The organism is Streptomyces sp. NPDC050738 (genome assembly GCF_040654175.1).
Taxonomy (GTDB): Bacteria; Actinomycetota; Actinomycetes; order Streptomycetales; family Streptomycetaceae; genus Streptomyces.
Genome location: NZ_JBFAHN010000005.1, coordinates 378,312 through 394,235 on the forward strand (window position 1 = coordinate 378,312; position 15,924 = coordinate 394,235).

Sequence of the window (15,924 nt, forward strand, 5' to 3'; positions counted from 1 at the left end):
CAGCGTAGAGGGGCGCGGACGGCACGCATACCGCCCGGCGCCCCAATGATTTCTTTGTCACAAAAGGTTTGCGACGGCACAGATCAGGGGGCGAGGACGTCGAGCTCCTTCAGCGCGCCGACAGCGATCTCGCGGGTGAGCTCCTCGGCACGGGCCGCATTGCCTTCCCGTACAGCCTCCGCCACCTGCACATGCAAGGTCACGGCGGCCGGGTCGGGGTCCTCGAACATCACCTGGTGATGGGTGCGTCCGGAAAGAACCTCGGCGACCACATCGCCGAGGCGCGCGAACATCTCATTGCCCGACGCGCAGAGCACGATGCGGTGGAAGGCGATGTCGTGGACGAGGTACTGCTCCAGCTGCTGGCCCCGGGACGAGGCGACCATGCCGAGCGCCTGCCCGGTGAGGTCGGCGCACTGTTCGGGGGTGGCGTACCGGGCGGCGAGGCCCGCGGCGACGGGTTCGAGCGCCGAGCGCAGCACGGTCAGGGAGCGGAGCTGGCGGGGGCGGTCGGCACCGGCGAGGCGCCACCTGATGACCTGCGGGTCGTAGACGTTCCACTGCTCGGCCGGCCGTACGGTCACGCCGACCCGGCGCCTGGACTCCACCAGGTGCATCGACTCCAGGACCCGGACCGCCTCGCGGATGACCGTGCGCGACACCTCGAAGCGCTGGGCGAGCTCGTCGGTGCGCAGGACGCTGCCCGGCGGGTACTCGCCCGCCGTGATCGCGGGGCCGAGATTCTCCAGCACATGGGCGTGCAGCCCCCGGCCCTCAGTGGTCATGGGTTCAGGGTACGGGGCGACCCCCGTAGCGAATATGTATGACGTTTAAGTCACAGACTCTTGAATACGTCGTACCTAATGGGTTTCAGTAGCGACTGGCAACGGACCGATGTCGATGAAGACAGCGAGGCACCACCCATGAGCACCACCCGAGTCGTCGTCCTGATGGGCGTGGCGGGGACAGGCAAGACCACGATCGGTCCGCTGCTCGCCGCCGGTCTGGGCGTTCCGTACGCCGAGGGCGACGATTTCCACCCGCCGGCGAACATCGCCAAGATGTCGGCGGGGACCCCGCTCGACGACGAGGACCGCTGGCCCTGGCTCGATGCCATCGGCCGGTGGGCGCACGGCCGCGAGGGGCTCGGCGGGGTGGTCTCCAGCTCCGCGCTCAAGCGCGTCTACCGCGACCGGCTCCGCTCCGAGGCGCCCGGCGTGCTCTTCCTCCACCTCACCGGGGACCGCGCTCTGATCGAGCAGCGGATGTCCGAGCGCAAGGGCCACTTCATGCCCACCGCGCTCCTCGACTCGCAGTTCGCCGCCCTGCAGCCGCTGGGCGAGGACGAGGCCGGCCTGGACGTCGACATCACCGGAACCCCTGAAGCCATCACCGAGCGGGCCGTCGCAGCACTGCGCCGGTTCGACCAGTAAAGGAATCCCACCGTGTCCAGTCTCAGCGTCGAGACCCTGGCAGCGGACGCCGTCGCGCCGATCACCTCGGCGGGCAACGCCCACCTGGGGATCGCGGTCCTCGCGGGCATCGCCGTCATCGTCCTGCTCATCACGAAGTTCAAGCTCCACGCCTTCCTCGCCCTGACCATCGGGTCCCTGGCGCTCGGCGCCTTCGCGGGTGCACCGCTCGACAAGGTGATCCTCAGCTTCACCGCCGGGCTCGGCTCGACCGTCGCGGGCGTCGGCGTCCTCATCGCGCTCGGCGCGATCCTCGGCAAGCTCCTCGCCGACTCGGGCGGCGCCGACCAGATCGTCGACACGATCCTGGCGAAGGCCGGCAAGTCCGGTGGGCGGCTGATGCCGTGGGCGATGGTCCTCATCGCGTCGATCATCGGGCTGCCGCTCTTCTTCGAGGTCGGCATCGTGCTGCTGATCCCGGTCGTGCTCCTGGTCGCCAAGCGCGGCAACTACTCGCTGATGCGCATCGGCATCCCGGCGCTGGCCGGACTCTCCGTGATGCACGGGCTGATCCCGCCGCACCCCGGACCGCTCGTCGCGATCGACGCGGTCGGTGCGAACCTGGGCGTCACCCTCGCCCTCGGTGTCCTGGTCGCCATTCCGACCGTGATCATCGCCGGTCCGCTGTTCTCGAAGGTGGCCGCGCGCTGGGTGGACATCCAGGCGCCGGAGCGCATGGTTCCGTCCCGTCCCTCGGAGGACCTGGAGACGCGGCCGAGCTTCCGGGCCACGGTCGCCACCGTGCTGCTGCCCGTGGTGCTGATGCTGGCCAAGGCCCTGGTCGACATCGTCGTGGACGACCCGACCCACATGATCCAGCGTGTCTTCGACGTGATCGGCTCCCCGCTGATCGCGCTGCTGGCCGCGGTGATCGTCGGAATGTTCACGCTGGGCCGCGCCGCCGGATTCACCAAGGACCGGCTGTCGACGACCGTCGAGAAGTCCCTCGCGCCGATCGCCGGTGTGCTGCTGATCGTCGGTGCGGGCGGCGGCTTCAAGCAGACGCTGATCGACTGCGGTGTGGGTCAGATGGTCATGGACATCTCCAAGGACTGGTCGATCCCCGCGCTGCTCCTGGCCTGGCTGATCGCGGTGGTGATCCGGCTCGCGACAGGTTCCGCGACCGTGGCGACCGTCTCCGCCGCCGGTCTCGTGGCGCCGCTCGCCGCCGACATGTCCACCCCGCACACCGCGCTGCTGGTGCTCGCGATCGGCGCCGGTTCGCTCTTCTTCAGCCATGTGAACGACGCCGGATTCTGGCTGGTGAAGGAGTACTTCGGGATGAACGTCGGCCAGACGCTCAAGACCTGGTCGGTGATGGAGACGATCATCTCGGTGGTCGCGCTCGTCTTCGTCCTGCTGCTGTCACTGGTCATCTAGCCCGGAGTGGGGCGGAGTCGCGGCTCAGTCCTTCCACCGCGGGTGTTCGCGCTCCGCCCACTCCCTGCTCACCGATCCCGTACGCATCCCCCGCCGCGCCTCCGGATCCGCCAGCGCCATTCCCACATGGCCCGCGATCACGATGCCCGCCGTCAGCGCCAGCCAGTCGTGGACGAACGTCGCGCTCGTACGCCACACCAGCGGCGTGAGGTGCGTGAACCACATCAGCAGGCCCGTGCCCAGCATCACCAGGCTCGCGCCCGCGATCCAGGCCGCGTAGACCTTCTGGCCCGCGTTGAACTTGGCCGCCTCCCGGAGCGCCCCGTCGCGGCGCAGCACGGAGCGCAGCCAGCGCATGTCGTACGGGGCGAAGCGGTTGAGGCGCCCCAGATCGGCGCGCAGCGCGCGGGAGACCAGGCCGATCAGGACCGGGACGGGCAGCAGCAGGCCCGACCATTCGTGGAGCGTGACCACCAGGTAGCGGCGGCCCACGAGTTCGGCCAGCTGGGGAACGTAGAGGCAGGCCGCGGTGGCGATGCACAGCAGCATCAGGCCGGCCGTCGAGCGGTGGACCCAGCGCACCGGGCGCGCGAAGCGGCGTACGTGCTCAGGCGGTCGGGGTGTCGCCTCGTCCGTTGGACTTGCCGACCCAGGCATCGGTGTCATAGCCGCGTTCCTCCCAGTAGCCGCGCTGGACATCGGAGGTCACCGTGATGCCGGACAGCCATTTCGCCGATTTGTAGAAGTACATGGGTGCTACGTAGAGACGGACCGGGCCACCGTGCGAGTGGGCCACCGGTTTGTCCTGCATGCGCAGGGCCACCAACACGTCGGCCCTGCGGGCCTGTTCGAGGGTCAGACTCTCGCTGTACGCACCGTCGAAACAGGTGAAGCGGATGGCCCGGGCTCCTGGGCGCACCCCGGCGGCGTCCAGGATCCGGGAGAGCTGGACGCCCTCGAAGGGCGTGCCGGGGACCCTCCAGCCGGTGACGCACTGGACGTCGCGGACCAGTCGGGTCTGGGGCAGTGCGCGCAGCGAGTCGAGTGTGTACGTGGCGGGGCGGTCGACCAGGCCGTCCACCGTCAGGCGGTAGTCGGCCGCCGACTTGTGCGGGACGGAGGAGGTCACCGAGTAGTAGCGGAAGCCGCCTCCGTTGGGCAGCAGTCCGGTCAGACCGGTGGGGTCCTTGCCCGATGCGGTGGAGAGGACGGATTCGAGGCCGTCCTGGAGGTACGGCGCGGCCACGACTCCCGCGGCACCGAGTCCGAGCATGGAGAGCAGCAGGCGGCGGCCGATGGGCTTTCCGCCGGCCTCGTCGGGCTCCACTGGCTGTTCTGCTGCGTTCACAAGACGATTCGAGCACCCGCGGGCGCCGAAGGACAGGCCTCGCGGGTGCTCGTCAGTGTTTCGTCACATCTGTTCGGCGGCTTTGTCCAGCTGGAAGGCTTCGTTGCCGAGGCCGATCCGGGCGTGGACCGCAGGCCTGGTCGCGCGCAGTACGGCTCCGTAGACGAGACCGACCACCAGGGCGACGCCCACGATCGCGGGGAGCATCCAGCTCAGCGCCGATCCGGGGCCCGCGCCGACCAGGACGTCGAAGTCCTTGACCGTGTAGACGGCGATCACGATCAGTGCGACGCAGGCGAGGGCAGCCGCGATCAGCCGCCAGGCCTGGGCGGCGGCCGCTCCGCGCCGTACGAAGAAGGCGATGACCGCGATCGAGGCGCCCGCCATCAGCACGATGATGCCGAGCGCGCCGATGTTCCCCATCCAGGTGAAGAGGTGCAGGACGGGGACGGTCGGGTCGCCGGCCGGCTTGTCGTCCACGACGGCGAAGGCGACGACCACGATCACCGAGATGACGCTCTGGAGCACGGACCCGGTGCCGGGGGCGCCGCTGGCCCTGTTCGTACGGCCGAAGGCCGCGGGGAGCAGGCCCTCGCGGCCCATGGCGAAGGCGTAGCGGGCGACCACGTTGTGGAAGCTGAGCATCGCCGCGAACATGCCCGTGACGAACAGGATGTGGAGTACGTCGGTGAAGGTCTTGCCCAGCGTCGACTCGCTGAGGGCGAAGAGGAGTCCGGGGCCGAGCTTCCCCGACTGCTCACTGACCGCGGAGGGGCCGGCCGCGACCGTCAGCGCCCAGGAGCTGAGGGCGAAGAAGAGCGCGACGAAGCCGACGGCGAGGAACATCACGCGGCGGACGACGACCTGGGGGCGGCTGGTCTCCTCCGCGTACACCGGCGCCTGCTCGAAACCGACGAAGGCGGCGATGCAGAAGCACAGCGCGGTGCCGAGGCCCGCGCCGGTGAGGGTGTCGGGGTTGAACGCGTGGAGGGAGATGCCCTCCTTGGCCGGGGACGCGAAGGCCGAGAAGTCGAAGATGACGACCAGGGCGACTTCGATGAGGAGGAGGACGCCGAGGACCTTGGCGTTGAGGTCGATCTTCAGCCAGGCCAGTGCGGCGACGACGAGTACGGCCGCCAACGCCGGTATCCACCAGGCTATTTCGGTGTCCAGGTACGTCTGGAAGAGGCCGGAGACCTCGAAGCCGAACATGCCGTAGATGCCGACCTGCATGGCGCTGTAGGCGACCAGCGCGACGAAGGAGGCACCCGCGCCCGCGGTGGCGCCCAGGCCGCGGGCGATGTACGCGTAGAACGCGCCCGCGTTGTGGACGTGGCGGCTCATCTCCGCGTAGCCGACGCTGAAGAGGACCAGGACCACGCCGAGGATGACGTAGAGGAGCGGCTGGCCGACGATGCCCATCGGGCCGAAGATGGTGGGCATCACCCCGGCCACCACCATCAGGGGCGCGCTCGCGGCGAGCACGGAGAGAAGCAGCCCCGCCGTGCCCAGCCTGCCTGCACGCAGGGCCTGTTCCTGCCCCTTGAACGTGCTGATCCCACTGGTCTCGGTCGTGCTCGTGCTCGTACTGCCCGGCGCCATGGCGGGTCGGTCCCTTCGTGAGAGGTCGGGATTGCTTACACGGAGCCGAGCGCTGCGTCGCGCGCGGCACTGAAGGCCTCGTACGGATCCCGGTCCGGGTAGGACCAGGGGGCTCCGGTGGCGTGCTCGCCGATCCGGTGGAAGAGGGCCGCGGCCTCGGCGGGGCGGCCCTCGCAGTACTTCGCGTGGGCAAGGAAGTTGAGGTCGATACGGTTGCGGGGGTGGTCCTCGCGCTCCCACTCCAGCCACCAGTCGAAGGCGGCCTTCATCACCTGGCTGGCCCGGCGCCCCGTCCAGTGGGAGGAGCGTGCGGGGTCGCTCGGTTCGCTGCCGGCGGCGGCGAGCACCCGGTAGCGCTCGGCGTGGGCGACGACGGGCAGCACGGCCAACGGCGAGTCGGCAGGGGCCTGTTCGGCCGCCCAGGCGGCGAAGTCGTACACCTCGTGGAGCGGGTCCTGACCGGCGTCGGGGTGGCGCTCGGCCAGGCGTGCCGCCATCAGGTGGTGCGCGTGGTGATGGTCGGGGTGGCGGGCCCGTACCTCTTCGAAAAGCCGGCTGACCTCGTCCTCGGTGGAGCGGGCACGGGCCAGGATCAGCAGCGCCAGCCAGGGGGTCGGATCGGCGGGGGCGAGGCGTGCTGCGGAGCGGCAGGCATCGTGCGCGGCGGCTTCGGAGTCCTTGCCGCGGAGCGTACGGATGACGGTGGCGCAGGCGAGGAGCGTGGCGGCGTCGGGGCTTTCCGGCTCCGCGAGCTGCCAGTCACGCGCCCAGGCGGCGGACGCGGAACCCGCCGCGAGGACGACGAGACGGTGGCCGCGGCGGTCCCAGTCCTCACCCGTACCGGCGAGGAGGGAGCGGACACGGGTCCATCGGCCCTGCGTCAACTGGGCGCGGGCGTCGATGAGTTCGGAGTCGTCGAGCGCCGGGTCCACGTGCTGGCCGCCCCGTCTTCGGGAGCGGCCGAGGGGAGGCGGAGACATCCGCTGAAGCCCTTCCCGGCTGCGGTGAGTGAATGATCACGCACAGCAAAGCGGTCCGGGCAGGTCCACGTCAAGGGCGATCTGGAGTCGCGGACTCCTCAACTCCCTTTCCGGGGGGAGGATTTACGTACCCTTGGCGTCATGCCGAACTCCGAACCGCTCAAGCCGTTCCTGCTCGCCTTCCCCGGACCGCTCAGAGACCGGCTCGTCAATGCCGTGCTCAGCGGGGAGAAGGTCTCCACGACCGGGCTGCTCGCCGAGTACGAGGTGGAACGCGAGGAGCTGCCGCCGGTGGGGGAACGGTCGGCGCTGATCGACTCCGCGGGTGTCGAGATCGCGGTGGTGGAGGTCACCGAGGTACGGGTGCTGCGGCTGGGGGACGTCGATCTGCAGCATGCGATCGACGAGGGCGAGGGCCATACGTCGGTCGCCCGATGGCGGACCGATCATGAGGGGTTCTGGCACGGCGAGGACATGAGGGAGGCCCTGGGGGACCCGGGGTTCACCGTGGACGACGACACGATGATCGTGGCCGAGCGGTTCCGGGTCGTGGAGCGGCTGTAGGAACCGTGGCGAGCCGGCGCCGGTCCGGGGGCGCCGCCCCCGGACGTCCGCCGCAGCCCGCGGCTAGCCGACCGCCTTCGCCGCCGCCCGGCCCGCCGTACGGCCCGAGAAGATGCAGCCCCCGAGGAACGTGCCCTCCAGGGACCGGTATCCGTGTACGCCGCCGCCACCGAAGCCCGCCGCCTCGCCCGCCGCGTAGACACCCGGCAGGGGTTCGCCGTTCTCCGTGAGGACCCTCGACGAGAGGTCCGTCTCCAGGCCGCCCAGCGACTTGCGCGTCAGGATGTGCAGCTTCACCGCGATCAGCGGGCCCGCCTTGGGGTCCAGGATGCGGTGCGGGGACGCGGTGCGGATCAGCTTGTCGCCCAGGTAGTTGCGGGCCCCGCGGATCGACATCACCTGGAGGTCCTTGGTGAAGGGGTTGGCGATCTCCCGGTCCCTGGCCTCGATTTCGCGCCGCAGGTCCGCCTCGTCGATGAGCGGCTCCTTGGTGAGCGCGTTCATCCCGCGGACCAGGGCGGACAGGTCGTTCTCGACCACGAAGTCCGCGCCGTTGTCCATGAACGCCTTCACCGGAGCGGGCACGTCGGCGCGCGCCCTGCCGATGACGTCGCGGATCGACTTGCCCGTCAGGTCGGGGTTCTGCTCGGAGCCCGAGAGCGCGAACTCCTTGCCGATGATCTTCTGGTCGAGGATGAACCAGGTGTACTCGTGACCGGACTTCTGGATGTGCTCCAGGGTGCCGAGCGTGTCGAAGCCGGGGAAGAGCGGCACCGGCAGGCGCTTGCCCCGGGCGTCGAACCAGAGCGAGGAGGGGCCGGGCAGGATCCGGATGCCGTGCTTGGCCCAGATCGGGTTCCAGTTCTGGATGCCCTCGGTGTAGTGCCACATACGGTCGCGGTTGATGTGGTGCGCACCCGCCGCTTCCGTGATGCCGAGCATCAGGCCGTCCACATGTGCGGGCACCCCGGAGAGCATGAACTCCGGCGGGGTGCCGAGGCGTTCGGGCCAGCTCGCGCGTACGAGGTCGTGGTTGCCGCCGATGCCGCCGGAGGTGACGATCACCGCCTGGGCCGTCAGCTCGAACTCCCCCGTCACCTCACGCGTGCTCGCCGTGCCGCGCTCGGCGCCGCTCGCCTCGAGGATCTCGCCCGTGACGGTGTCCACCGATCCGCCCGTACGGGAGAGCCCCGTCACCCGGTGGCGGAACCTGAACTCGACCAGCCCGCGCGCCACTCCCTCGCGCACCCGCCGCACGAAGGGCGCCACGACGCCGGGGCCCGTGCCCCAGGTGATGTGGAAGCGCGGCACGGAGTTGCCGTGCCCGGTGGCGTCGTACCCACCGCGCTCCGCCCAGCCCACCACGGGGAAGAACCGCATGCCCTGGGCGTGCAGCCAGGCCCGCTTCTCCCCCGACGCGAAGTTCACGTACGCCTCGGCCCACTTCCGCGGCCAGTGGTCCTCGTCGCGGTCGAAGCCGGCCGTGCCGAGCCAGTCCTGCATGGCGAGCGCCCGGCTGTCCTTGATCCGGAAGCGGCGCTGCTCGGGCGAGTCGACGAAGAACAGTCCGCCGAAGGACCAGTGCGCCTGTCCGCCGATCGACTGTTCGGGCTCCTGGTCGAGCAGGATGACCTTCTTGCCGGCGTCGACCAGCTCGGCGGTCGCCACCAGGCCCGCGAGCCCGGCCCCGATCACGATGACATCAGCGTCGTACGCCATGGGCCCATCCCTGCCAGGAGAAGTTACTGTCCGGTCAGAATCTTCTGTACGGAACGTGACCGAGTCAACCGTCACGTTCGGGGCACTCGATGGGGGAATCCGCTCCAGGGGGCGCTATCGTCGCCAAGTACCCGCCCCCTGACCGGTCTTGAGGTGGAAGACACGTGTCGGTCCTGGTCCTTGCACTCGCCGTGAGCGCGGCCTGTTGCCTCGGCTTCGGCTTCGTACTGCAACAGAACGCCGCTGCGCGCGCCCCGCTCAGCGACTTCCTGTCGTGGCGCCTGCTCCTCGATCTCGTACGCGTGCCGCGCTGGCTCGCCGGGATCGGACTGATGATCTGCGGCATGGTGCTCGGCGCGCTGGCGCTGGGCTGGGGCGAGGTCTCGCTCGTCGAGCCGCTGCTCGCCACCAATCTGCTCTTCGCGATGGCGCTGAGCCGGTGGCAGACGGGGCAGTCGCTGGGCCGCCAGGGCTGGGGCGGACTCGCCCTGCTCGCGGGCGGGGTGACGGCGTTCATCGTGGCCGGTCAGCCGCACGGCAGCGTCGCGGTGGCCGGGCCGACGCGGCACTGGCTGATCATCGGCGTGGTGGCGGGCGTCGCCCTGCTGCTGACGGTGTACGCGAAGAGATCGCGGCTCGGCGCAGGAGCCACGCTGCTCTCCCTCGCGGCGGGGCTGCTGTACGGACTGCAGGACGCGCTGACCCGGGTCAGCGGGCAGCGGTTCTCCCGGGGCGGCCTCTTCGACCTGGTGACGACGTGGCAGCCGTACGCGGTGGTGGTGCTCGGGATCACCGGCCTGGTGCTGGTGCAGAGCGCGTTCGAGACGGCGCCGCTGCGGATGTCCCTGCCGGCCCTGACGGCCGCGCAGCCCCTTGCGGGCATCGTCTGCGGCGTCGGTTTCCTCGGCGACCGGCTGCGTACGGACGTGGGCGCACTGGCCTGGGAGGCGGCGGGACTGGCCGCGATCGTGGCCGGGATCGTGGCCCTCGGTCTGCATCCGGCGATGCCCGCGGGGACGGCGGTGCGGACGCGCGAGAAGATCGCCGCATGAACCCTGCCGATGAAATACTCGATGTCGTCGACGCGTCCGACCAGGTCACCGGACAGCATCCACGCGGCGAGGTCTACGCGAAGAAGCTCATGCACCGGTGCGTGGCCGTACTGGTGCGGGACGGCGAGGGCCGGATCTTCGTCCACCGGCGCACACCCACGAAGCTGATCTTCCCCTCCTTGCACGACATGTTCGTGGGCGGCGTCGTCGGGGCGGGCGAGTCCTACGAGGAGGCCGCCCTGCGCGAGGCGGAGGAGGAACTGGGCGTCCACGGACTGGCCAGGCCCGTCCCGCTCTTCAAGTTCCTTTACGAGGGCGACGACGGCCACAGCTGGTGGGCCTGGGTGTACGAGGTCCGCTGCGACCTGCCCGTGCACCCCCAGGTCGAGGAGGTCGCCTGGCACGGCTTCCTCACCGAGGAGGAGCTGACGCAGCGCCTCGGCGAGTGGGAGTGGGTGCCGGACGGGCTGGCCGCGTGGAGGCGGCTAGTCTCGGCCAGGTGATCGACTTTGTGCAGAGCCTGAGGCTCTGGTTCGCACCTCAGCGGATCCGGGACGAGGGCGAGACCCCCGACTACCGCTTCTCGCTCGCCAATGAACGCACCTTCCTCGCCTGGATCAGAACCGCCCTGGCCCTGATCGGCGGCGGGTTCGCCGTGGACCAGTTCCTGCCCGACCTGCGCTGGGGCGTCCGCGTCGGGATGTCGCTGGCACTGCTCGGCGCCGGCGCGCTGTGCGCGGTGCGCGCGGTCAATCACTGGGTGCGGTGCGAGCGCGCCATGCGGCGCGGCGAGGATCTGCCCGTGACCGCCTTCCCGACCCTGCTCAGTCTCGCGGTCGCGGTCGTCGCCGTGGCGATGGTCGTGGTCGTGGCACTCGGCCTGGCGGGCAAGTGACCGACCGGGACCCGGGCCTGCAGCCGGAGCGGACCCGGCTGGCCTGGCGGCGTACGACGCTGAGCTTCACGGTCGCGGCCGTCCTCGCGGGAAAGCAGGCGATGAACGGGGCGACCGCCGCCGATCTCGTGGCGGCCGCTTCCGGCCTGCTGCTCTGGGTGGTGTTCCTGCGGGTCGCCCACCGGCGGCTGGTCGATGTCGGGGCTTCGTCGCGGCCCTCGGTGATGTCGCCGCGCGGCGCCCTGACCGCCGCCGCCTGCACTCTTGCGCTGGCCGTGTTCGGCGTGGCGATCATCCGCTGAACCCGGACACCCGCACAGTAGGGATATGTCCGATTTCATTCTTATTCTTTTCGGGGTCGTCGGGGCGTCGCTGATGATTCAGGCCGTCTGGGATCTGAAGTGCAGCCGCCAGATCGGTGGCGCGCCCGCCGAGGAGGTGACCGCGGTCGCGATGGCTCTGGGCGGCGCGTTCCTCGCACTGGCCGGCCTGGTGGTCGCGTTCGCGGTCTCGCCTGCGTAGACCTCCGCGGACTAGGACTTGTCCCAGTCCACCGTGACGACGATCTTCCCGCGGGTGCGGCCCTCCGCGTTCAGCCGGTGTGCCTCGGCCGCCTGCTCCAGCGGGAAGGTGCGGTCCACGTGGACCGTGACGACGCCTTCGTCGGCCAGGACTCCGAGCGTGTGCAGATCTGTCGCGTCGGGCCGTACGAACACATAGCGTCCGCCGAGATTCGTCACCTCTCCGTCCGCGACGGAGGCCAGCCGGCCGCCCGGGCCCAGCACGTCGGCGGAGACCTTCAGGGTCTCGCCGCCGACCGTGTCGAAGGCCGCGTCGACACCGTCGGGTGCCATGGCGCGGATGCGGTCCGCGAGTCCCTCCCCGTACGTGACCGGCTCCGCGCCCAGCGCGCGCACATGCTCGTGGTTGCGCTCGCTGGCGGTGCCGATGACCCGGGCGCCGACGTTCTTCGCCAGCTGTACGGCGAGGGAACCCACCCCGCCCGCCGCCGCGTTCACCAGGACCGTGTCACCCGGGCCGATCTCCAGGGCGCGCAGGACCTGGTACGCGGTGAGTCCGGCCAGCGGCAGTCCCGCGGCCTCCTCGAAGCTGAGGCGCAGCGGTTTGCGGGCCAGGGTGCGGACCGGCGCGGCGACGTACTCGGCGAAGGTCCCGCGGGAGAGGAAGTCCTCGCGGACGTAGCCCATGACCTCGTCGCCGACGGCGAATTCGGTGACGGATGCGCCGGGCTGGACGACCACGCCGGAGACGTCCCAGCCCGGGATCACCGGGAAGACCGCGTCGAGGATCCCGTCGAGGTAGCCCTCGCGGCACTTCCAGTCGACCGGGTTCACGGACGCGGCCCGCACCTTGACCAGGACCTGGTCGGGGCCCACCTTGGGGTCGGGGAGGTCGCCGTACTCCAGGACGTCGGGCCCGCCGTAGCTGCTGTAGCTGATCGCCTTCATAGTGACGAGCCTCTGACCTGCGACGTCACTGCGCAACCGGGGACGGGGGCCGGTCGCATCTAAGGTGTGCGGATCAGCTGGACCACATCTCCGGGGGACACCGATGGCCGCCGCAGTTCCGTACACCGTCGGACTCGCACCGCAGGTCCACGCCTATGTACAGCCGGACGGTGGCTGGTGCCTCAACAACGCCGGGATCGTCAGCGACGGCACCTCGACGGTGCTCGTCGACACCACCGCCACCCTGAGCCGCGCGCGGGCGTTACGCGAGGCGATCGCCGCGGTCGGGGCGCCGCCGCCGGGGATCGTCGTCAATACGCACCACCACGGCGACCACACCTACGGCAACAGCCTCTTCATCCCGCGGGCCACCGTCGTCGGCCACGAATCCTGCCGCCGCGAGCTGCTGGCCGCCGGGCGCCAGCTCCATCTCGTGTGGCCGCAGACGGACTTCGGCGACATCAGCATCACGGCGCCCACGCTCACGTACAGCGAGCGCCTCACGGTCCATGTCGGGACGACCGAGGTACGGCTGATCCACCCCGGCGTGGCCCACACCACCGGCGACACCGTCGTGCACCTCCCCGAGCAGCGGATCGTCTTCACCGGCGATCTGGTCTTCCGGGGCGGCACCCCCTTCCTCCCGATGGGATCGCTGAGCGGCTCGCTGCGGGCGCTGGAGCTGTTGCGGGGGCTGGACGCGACGGTCGTGGTGCCCGGCCACGGTCCGGTCACCGATCCGTCGGCGTACGACGACACCGAGCGCTATCTGCTGTACGTCGCCGAGGTCGCCGGTGCCGCGTACGCCAAGGGCCTCACGCCTCTGGAGGCCGCGCGCGAGGCGGAGCTCGGGAAGTTCGCGGCGCTGCGCGAGAGCGAGCGCCTGGTGGCCAATCTGCACCGCGCCTACGCTGAGCTGGACGGTCTGCCCGAGGGGTCCCCGCTCGATGCGGTGGCCGTGTTCGGGGACATGGCGGCGATGAACGGCGGGGTTCCTGTGGCCTGTCACGCATAGCTGCGGGCACCCCGGGGGTGGACTGCATACCGACTGGTCGGCATGATGTGTCCGTACCACGTTCACCCCTAGTTGCCGGAGGTGCCTCTCATGAGCGCAGTCCACCCCCCAGGTATCGACCCGGAGACGCTCCGCGGGTATCTGGACCGCGCGCGCCCCGGACTGGTGAGCGGACCGCTCAGCGCCCGGCTGATCGAGGGCGGCCGCTCCAATCTCACCTACGTCGTCACGGACGGCACCGGCCGGTGGGTCGTGCGCAGGCCGCCGCTCGGGCACGTACTGGCCACGGCTCATGACATGAAGCGCGAGTTCCGGGTGATCAGCGCGCTGCACCCGACCGCCGTGCCGGTCCCCGAGCCGGTGCTGCTCTGCGAGGACGATGCGGTGATCGGATCGCCGTTCTACGTCATGGAGTTCGTCGAGGGGACGCCGTACCGCACGGCTCCGCAGCTCGCGCCGCTCGGCGCCGAGCGCACCCGCGGCGCGATCCTCGAACTGGTCGACACGCTCGTCGACCTGCATGCCGTCGACCCCGCGGCAGTCGGACTGGCCGACTTCGGGCGGCCCGAGGGCTTCCTGGACCGGCAACTGCGGCGCTGGGGCAAGCAGTTGGACGCCTCGCGCAACCGGGAGCTGGCGGGCATCGACGAGCTGCACGCCGCGCTCGGCCGCGCGCTGCCCGACTCCCCCGCGCCGACCGTCGTACACGGCGACTACCGCCTGGACAACGTCCTTCTCGGCGACGACGACCGCATCAAGGCCGTCCTGGACTGGGAGATGTCGACCCTGGGCGATCCGCTCACCGACCTCGGCCTGCTGGTGATGTACAGCTCCGACCTGGGGCTTCCCGAATCACCGGTCTCCACGACGAGCGGCGCCGCGGGCCACCCCTCCCCCGCCGAGCTGATCGCGCGCTACGCGGAGCGCTCCGGCCGGGACACCTCCGCCATCGCCTGGTACACGGCCTTCGCCTGGTTCAAGCTCGCCGTGATCCTCGAAGGCATCCACTACCGCTACACCCTCGGCCAGACCGTCGGCGCCGGCTTCGACCAGATCGGCGGGCTCGTCCCCGTCTTCATCGAACACGGCCTCACCACCCTCCAGGAAGGCTGAACACCCGCCATGGACTTCGCATACGACGCACAGACCGAAGAGCTGCGCACCAAGCTGCTGGCCTTCATGGACGAGCACGTCTACCCGGCGGAAGCCGTCGCGCACGAGCAGCGCGCGCTGCTCGACTCCCCGTGGGACACGCCTGCCGTGGTCGAGGAGCTCAAGGCGGAGGCGCGTCGGCAGGGGCTGTGGAATCTGTTTCTGCCCGACGCGGAGTACGGCGCCGGGCTGACCAATCTCCAGTACGCCCCGCTCGCCGAAATCACCGGCCGCTCACCGCAGTTGGGCCCCACCGCGCTGAACTGCGCGGCCCCCGACACGGGCAACATGGAGCTTCTGTTCCAGTTCGCCACCGAGCAGCAGAAGAAGCAGTGGCTGGAGCCGCTGCTCGCCGGGGAGATCCGCTCCGCCTTCGCGATGACCGAGCCCGAGGTCGCCTCGTCGGACGCGACCAACATCGAGACGCGGATCGAGCGGGACGGCGACGAGTACGTCGTGACCGGCCGGAAGTGGTACATCTCCGGGGCCATGAACCCCGATTGCAAGATCTTCATCGTGATGGGGAAGACGGATCCGGAGGGTGCGGACGTCCGGCGTCAGCAGTCGATGATCCTGGTGCCGCGCGACACGCCTGGTGTCGAAGTACGGCGCGCCATGACGGTGTACGGCTACGAGGACCACTACCACGGTGGCCACGCGGAGGTCGTCTTCGACGGCGCGCGGGTGCCGGTGGGGAATGTGGTGGGCGAGGAAGGCGGCGGGTTCGCCATCGCCCAGGCGCGGTTGGGCCCTGGGCGTATCCACCACTGCATGCGGCTCATCGGCATGGCCGAGCGGGCGATCGAGCTGATGTGCCGGCGGGCCGTGTCCCGGGAGGCCTTCGGGAAGCCGCTCGCCGCGCAGGGCGTCGTACAGAACTGGATCGCGGACGCGCGGGTCACGGTGGAGCAGCTGCGGCTGCTGGTGCTGAAGACGGCCTGGCTGATGGACACGGTGGGCAACCGGGGGGCGCACGCGGAGATCCAGGCGATCAAGATCGCTACGCCGCGGGCGGTTGTCGACATCATCGACAACGCGGTGCAGTTGCACGGGGCGGGCGGGGTCAGCCAGGACTTCCCGCTGGCGGAGCTCTGGGCGGGGGCGCGAACGCTGAAGCTTGCGGATGGGCCGGACGAGGTGCATCAGCGGTCGCTGGCCCGGCGGGAGCTGAAGCGGTACATGTAGGCGCGGCCAGGGGCGTTTCGGGGGCTCCGCCCCCGGACCCCCGCTCCTCATCGCCGGAGGCGCTAGTTCTTGCTGATCTCGGCTCGCACGC

General features: G+C 70.3%; 18 protein-coding genes. 11 read left to right on the top strand and 7 right to left on the bottom strand.

Annotation, left to right across the window (positions count from 1 at the left end):
- Nucleotides 1-83: 83 nt before the first annotated feature.
- Complete coding sequence (locus tag AB0H78_RS16170; protein ID WP_363235014.1) at nt 84-785, bottom strand: FCD domain-containing protein; 702 nt, start codon at nt 783-785, stop codon at nt 84-86.
- A gap of 138 nt (nt 786-923) precedes the next feature.
- Here AB0H78_RS16170 and AB0H78_RS16175 point away from each other — a divergent pair, with 138 nt between their 5' ends.
- A complete protein-coding gene (locus AB0H78_RS16175; RefSeq protein WP_363235015.1) occupies nt 924-1,433 on the top strand; it encodes a gluconokinase in 510 nt (169 codons plus the stop codon).
- A 12-nt stretch (nt 1,434-1,445) separates the two neighbouring features.
- Nucleotides 1,446-2,852 (top strand): gluconate:H+ symporter, encoded by a 1,407-nt coding sequence (locus AB0H78_RS16180; RefSeq protein WP_363235016.1) that lies wholly within the window; start codon nt 1,446-1,448, stop codon nt 2,850-2,852.
- 24 nt (nt 2,853-2,876) lie between these two features.
- Here the strand turns inward: AB0H78_RS16180 and AB0H78_RS16185 are convergent, their stop codons facing one another.
- The 4 genes from AB0H78_RS16185 to AB0H78_RS16200 all read right to left on the bottom strand — a co-directional run bounded on the left by AB0H78_RS16185 (nt 2,877) and on the right by AB0H78_RS16200 (nt 6,782).
- Nucleotides 2,877-3,509: a cytochrome b/b6 domain-containing protein gene (locus AB0H78_RS16185; RefSeq protein ID WP_363235156.1), complete on the bottom strand. Its 633-nt coding sequence runs from the start codon at nt 3,507-3,509 to the stop codon at nt 2,877-2,879.
- Nucleotides 3,460-4,200, bottom strand: a complete 741-nt coding sequence (locus tag AB0H78_RS16190) for a molybdopterin-dependent oxidoreductase (RefSeq protein ID WP_363235017.1) — start codon at nt 4,198-4,200, stop codon at nt 3,460-3,462. The genes AB0H78_RS16185 and AB0H78_RS16190 overlap by 50 nt, the downstream gene beginning before the upstream one ends.
- A 63-nt stretch (nt 4,201-4,263) precedes the next feature.
- A complete protein-coding gene (locus AB0H78_RS16195; protein WP_363235018.1) occupies nt 4,264-5,802 on the bottom strand; it encodes an APC family permease in 1,539 nt (512 codons plus the stop codon).
- Nucleotides 5,803-5,837: 35 nt separating this feature from the next.
- A complete protein-coding gene (locus tag AB0H78_RS16200) occupies nt 5,838-6,782 on the bottom strand; it encodes a hypothetical protein (protein ID WP_363235019.1) in 945 nt (314 codons plus the stop codon).
- Nucleotides 6,783-6,923: 141 nt separating this feature from the next.
- Between AB0H78_RS16200 and AB0H78_RS16205 the strand changes: the two genes are divergently transcribed.
- Complete coding sequence (locus tag AB0H78_RS16205) at nt 6,924-7,346, top strand: ASCH domain-containing protein (RefSeq protein ID WP_363235020.1); 423 nt, start codon at nt 6,924-6,926, stop codon at nt 7,344-7,346.
- A 63-nt stretch (nt 7,347-7,409) separates the two neighbouring features.
- On the opposite strand, the gene AB0H78_RS16210 is transcribed toward AB0H78_RS16205, so the two are convergent.
- Nucleotides 7,410-9,065, bottom strand: coding sequence for an FAD-binding dehydrogenase (locus AB0H78_RS16210; RefSeq protein WP_363235021.1), 1,656 nt, complete (start codon nt 9,063-9,065; stop codon nt 7,410-7,412).
- Nucleotides 9,066-9,229: 164 nt separating this feature from the next.
- On the opposite strand from AB0H78_RS16210, the gene AB0H78_RS16215 reads away from it, so the two are divergent.
- The 5 genes from AB0H78_RS16215 to AB0H78_RS16235 are packed head-to-tail and all read left to right on the top strand — an operon-like array spanning nt 9,230 to nt 11,534.
- Nucleotides 9,230-10,117, top strand: a complete 888-nt coding sequence (locus tag AB0H78_RS16215; RefSeq protein WP_363235022.1) for a DMT family transporter — start codon at nt 9,230-9,232, stop codon at nt 10,115-10,117.
- Nucleotides 10,114-10,620, top strand: coding sequence for an NUDIX domain-containing protein (locus AB0H78_RS16220; RefSeq protein WP_363235023.1), 507 nt, complete (start codon nt 10,114-10,116; stop codon nt 10,618-10,620). The genes AB0H78_RS16215 and AB0H78_RS16220 overlap by 4 nt, the downstream gene beginning before the upstream one ends.
- Nucleotides 10,617-11,012, top strand: a complete 396-nt coding sequence (locus AB0H78_RS16225; protein ID WP_363235024.1) for a DUF202 domain-containing protein — start codon at nt 10,617-10,619, stop codon at nt 11,010-11,012. The genes AB0H78_RS16220 and AB0H78_RS16225 overlap by 4 nt, the downstream gene beginning before the upstream one ends.
- Entirely contained in the window at nt 11,009-11,314 is a 306-nt protein-coding gene (locus AB0H78_RS16230; RefSeq protein WP_363235025.1) for a DUF202 domain-containing protein, read from the top strand. Before AB0H78_RS16225 ends, AB0H78_RS16230 begins: the two co-directional genes overlap by 4 nt.
- Before the next feature lie 25 nt (nt 11,315-11,339).
- Nucleotides 11,340-11,534, top strand: coding sequence for a hypothetical protein (locus AB0H78_RS16235; protein ID WP_363235026.1), 195 nt, complete (start codon nt 11,340-11,342; stop codon nt 11,532-11,534).
- An 11-nt stretch (nt 11,535-11,545) separates the two neighbouring features.
- Here the strand turns inward: AB0H78_RS16235 and AB0H78_RS16240 are convergent, their stop codons facing one another.
- A complete protein-coding gene (locus AB0H78_RS16240) occupies nt 11,546-12,481 on the bottom strand; it encodes an NADP-dependent oxidoreductase (RefSeq protein WP_363235027.1) in 936 nt (311 codons plus the stop codon).
- A 103-nt stretch (nt 12,482-12,584) separates the two neighbouring features.
- On the opposite strand from AB0H78_RS16240, the gene AB0H78_RS16245 reads away from it, so the two are divergent.
- From AB0H78_RS16245 to AB0H78_RS16255, 3 genes are all read left to right on the top strand, one after another.
- On the top strand, nt 12,585-13,496 hold the full coding sequence (locus AB0H78_RS16245) for an MBL fold metallo-hydrolase (RefSeq protein ID WP_363235028.1): 912 nt from the start codon (nt 12,585-12,587) through the stop codon (nt 13,494-13,496).
- Nucleotides 13,497-13,586: 90 nt separating this feature from the next.
- Entirely contained in the window at nt 13,587-14,609 is a 1,023-nt protein-coding gene (locus tag AB0H78_RS16250; RefSeq protein ID WP_363235029.1) for a phosphotransferase family protein, read from the top strand.
- A 9-nt stretch (nt 14,610-14,618) separates the two neighbouring features.
- Nucleotides 14,619-15,833, top strand: coding sequence for an acyl-CoA dehydrogenase family protein (locus AB0H78_RS16255; RefSeq protein WP_363235030.1), 1,215 nt, complete (start codon nt 14,619-14,621; stop codon nt 15,831-15,833).
- The last annotated feature ends 91 nt before the right edge of the window (nt 15,834-15,924 follow it).

Bases quoted from the DNA above. Each gene is read 5' to 3' on its own strand.
- AB0H78_RS16170 (WP_363235014.1), bottom strand. From the start codon at position 785: ATGACCACTGAGGGCCGGGGGCTGCACGCCCATGTGCTGGAGAATCTC.
- AB0H78_RS16175 (WP_363235015.1), top strand. From the start codon at position 924: ATGAGCACCACCCGAGTCGTCGTCCTGATGGGCGTGGCGGGGACAGGC.
- AB0H78_RS16185 (WP_363235156.1), bottom strand. From the start codon at position 3,509: ATGCCTGGGTCGGCAAGTCCAACGGACGAGGCGACACCCCGACCGCCT.
- AB0H78_RS16195 (WP_363235018.1), bottom strand. From the start codon at position 5,802: ATGGCGCCGGGCAGTACGAGCACGAGCACGACCGAGACCAGTGGGATC.
- AB0H78_RS16200 (WP_363235019.1), bottom strand. From the start codon at position 6,782: ATGTCTCCGCCTCCCCTCGGCCGCTCCCGAAGACGGGGCGGCCAGCAC.
- AB0H78_RS16205 (WP_363235020.1), top strand. From the start codon at position 6,924: ATGCCGAACTCCGAACCGCTCAAGCCGTTCCTGCTCGCCTTCCCCGGA.
- AB0H78_RS16210 (WP_363235021.1), bottom strand. From the start codon at position 9,065: ATGGCGTACGACGCTGATGTCATCGTGATCGGGGCCGGGCTCGCGGGC.
- AB0H78_RS16220 (WP_363235023.1), top strand. From the start codon at position 10,114: ATGAACCCTGCCGATGAAATACTCGATGTCGTCGACGCGTCCGACCAG.
- AB0H78_RS16235 (WP_363235026.1), top strand. From the start codon at position 11,340: ATGTCCGATTTCATTCTTATTCTTTTCGGGGTCGTCGGGGCGTCGCTG.
- AB0H78_RS16240 (WP_363235027.1), bottom strand. From the start codon at position 12,481: ATGAAGGCGATCAGCTACAGCAGCTACGGCGGGCCCGACGTCCTGGAG.
- AB0H78_RS16245 (WP_363235028.1), top strand. From the start codon at position 12,585: ATGGCCGCCGCAGTTCCGTACACCGTCGGACTCGCACCGCAGGTCCAC.
- AB0H78_RS16250 (WP_363235029.1), top strand. From the start codon at position 13,587: ATGAGCGCAGTCCACCCCCCAGGTATCGACCCGGAGACGCTCCGCGGG.
- AB0H78_RS16255 (WP_363235030.1), top strand. From the start codon at position 14,619: ATGGACTTCGCATACGACGCACAGACCGAAGAGCTGCGCACCAAGCTG.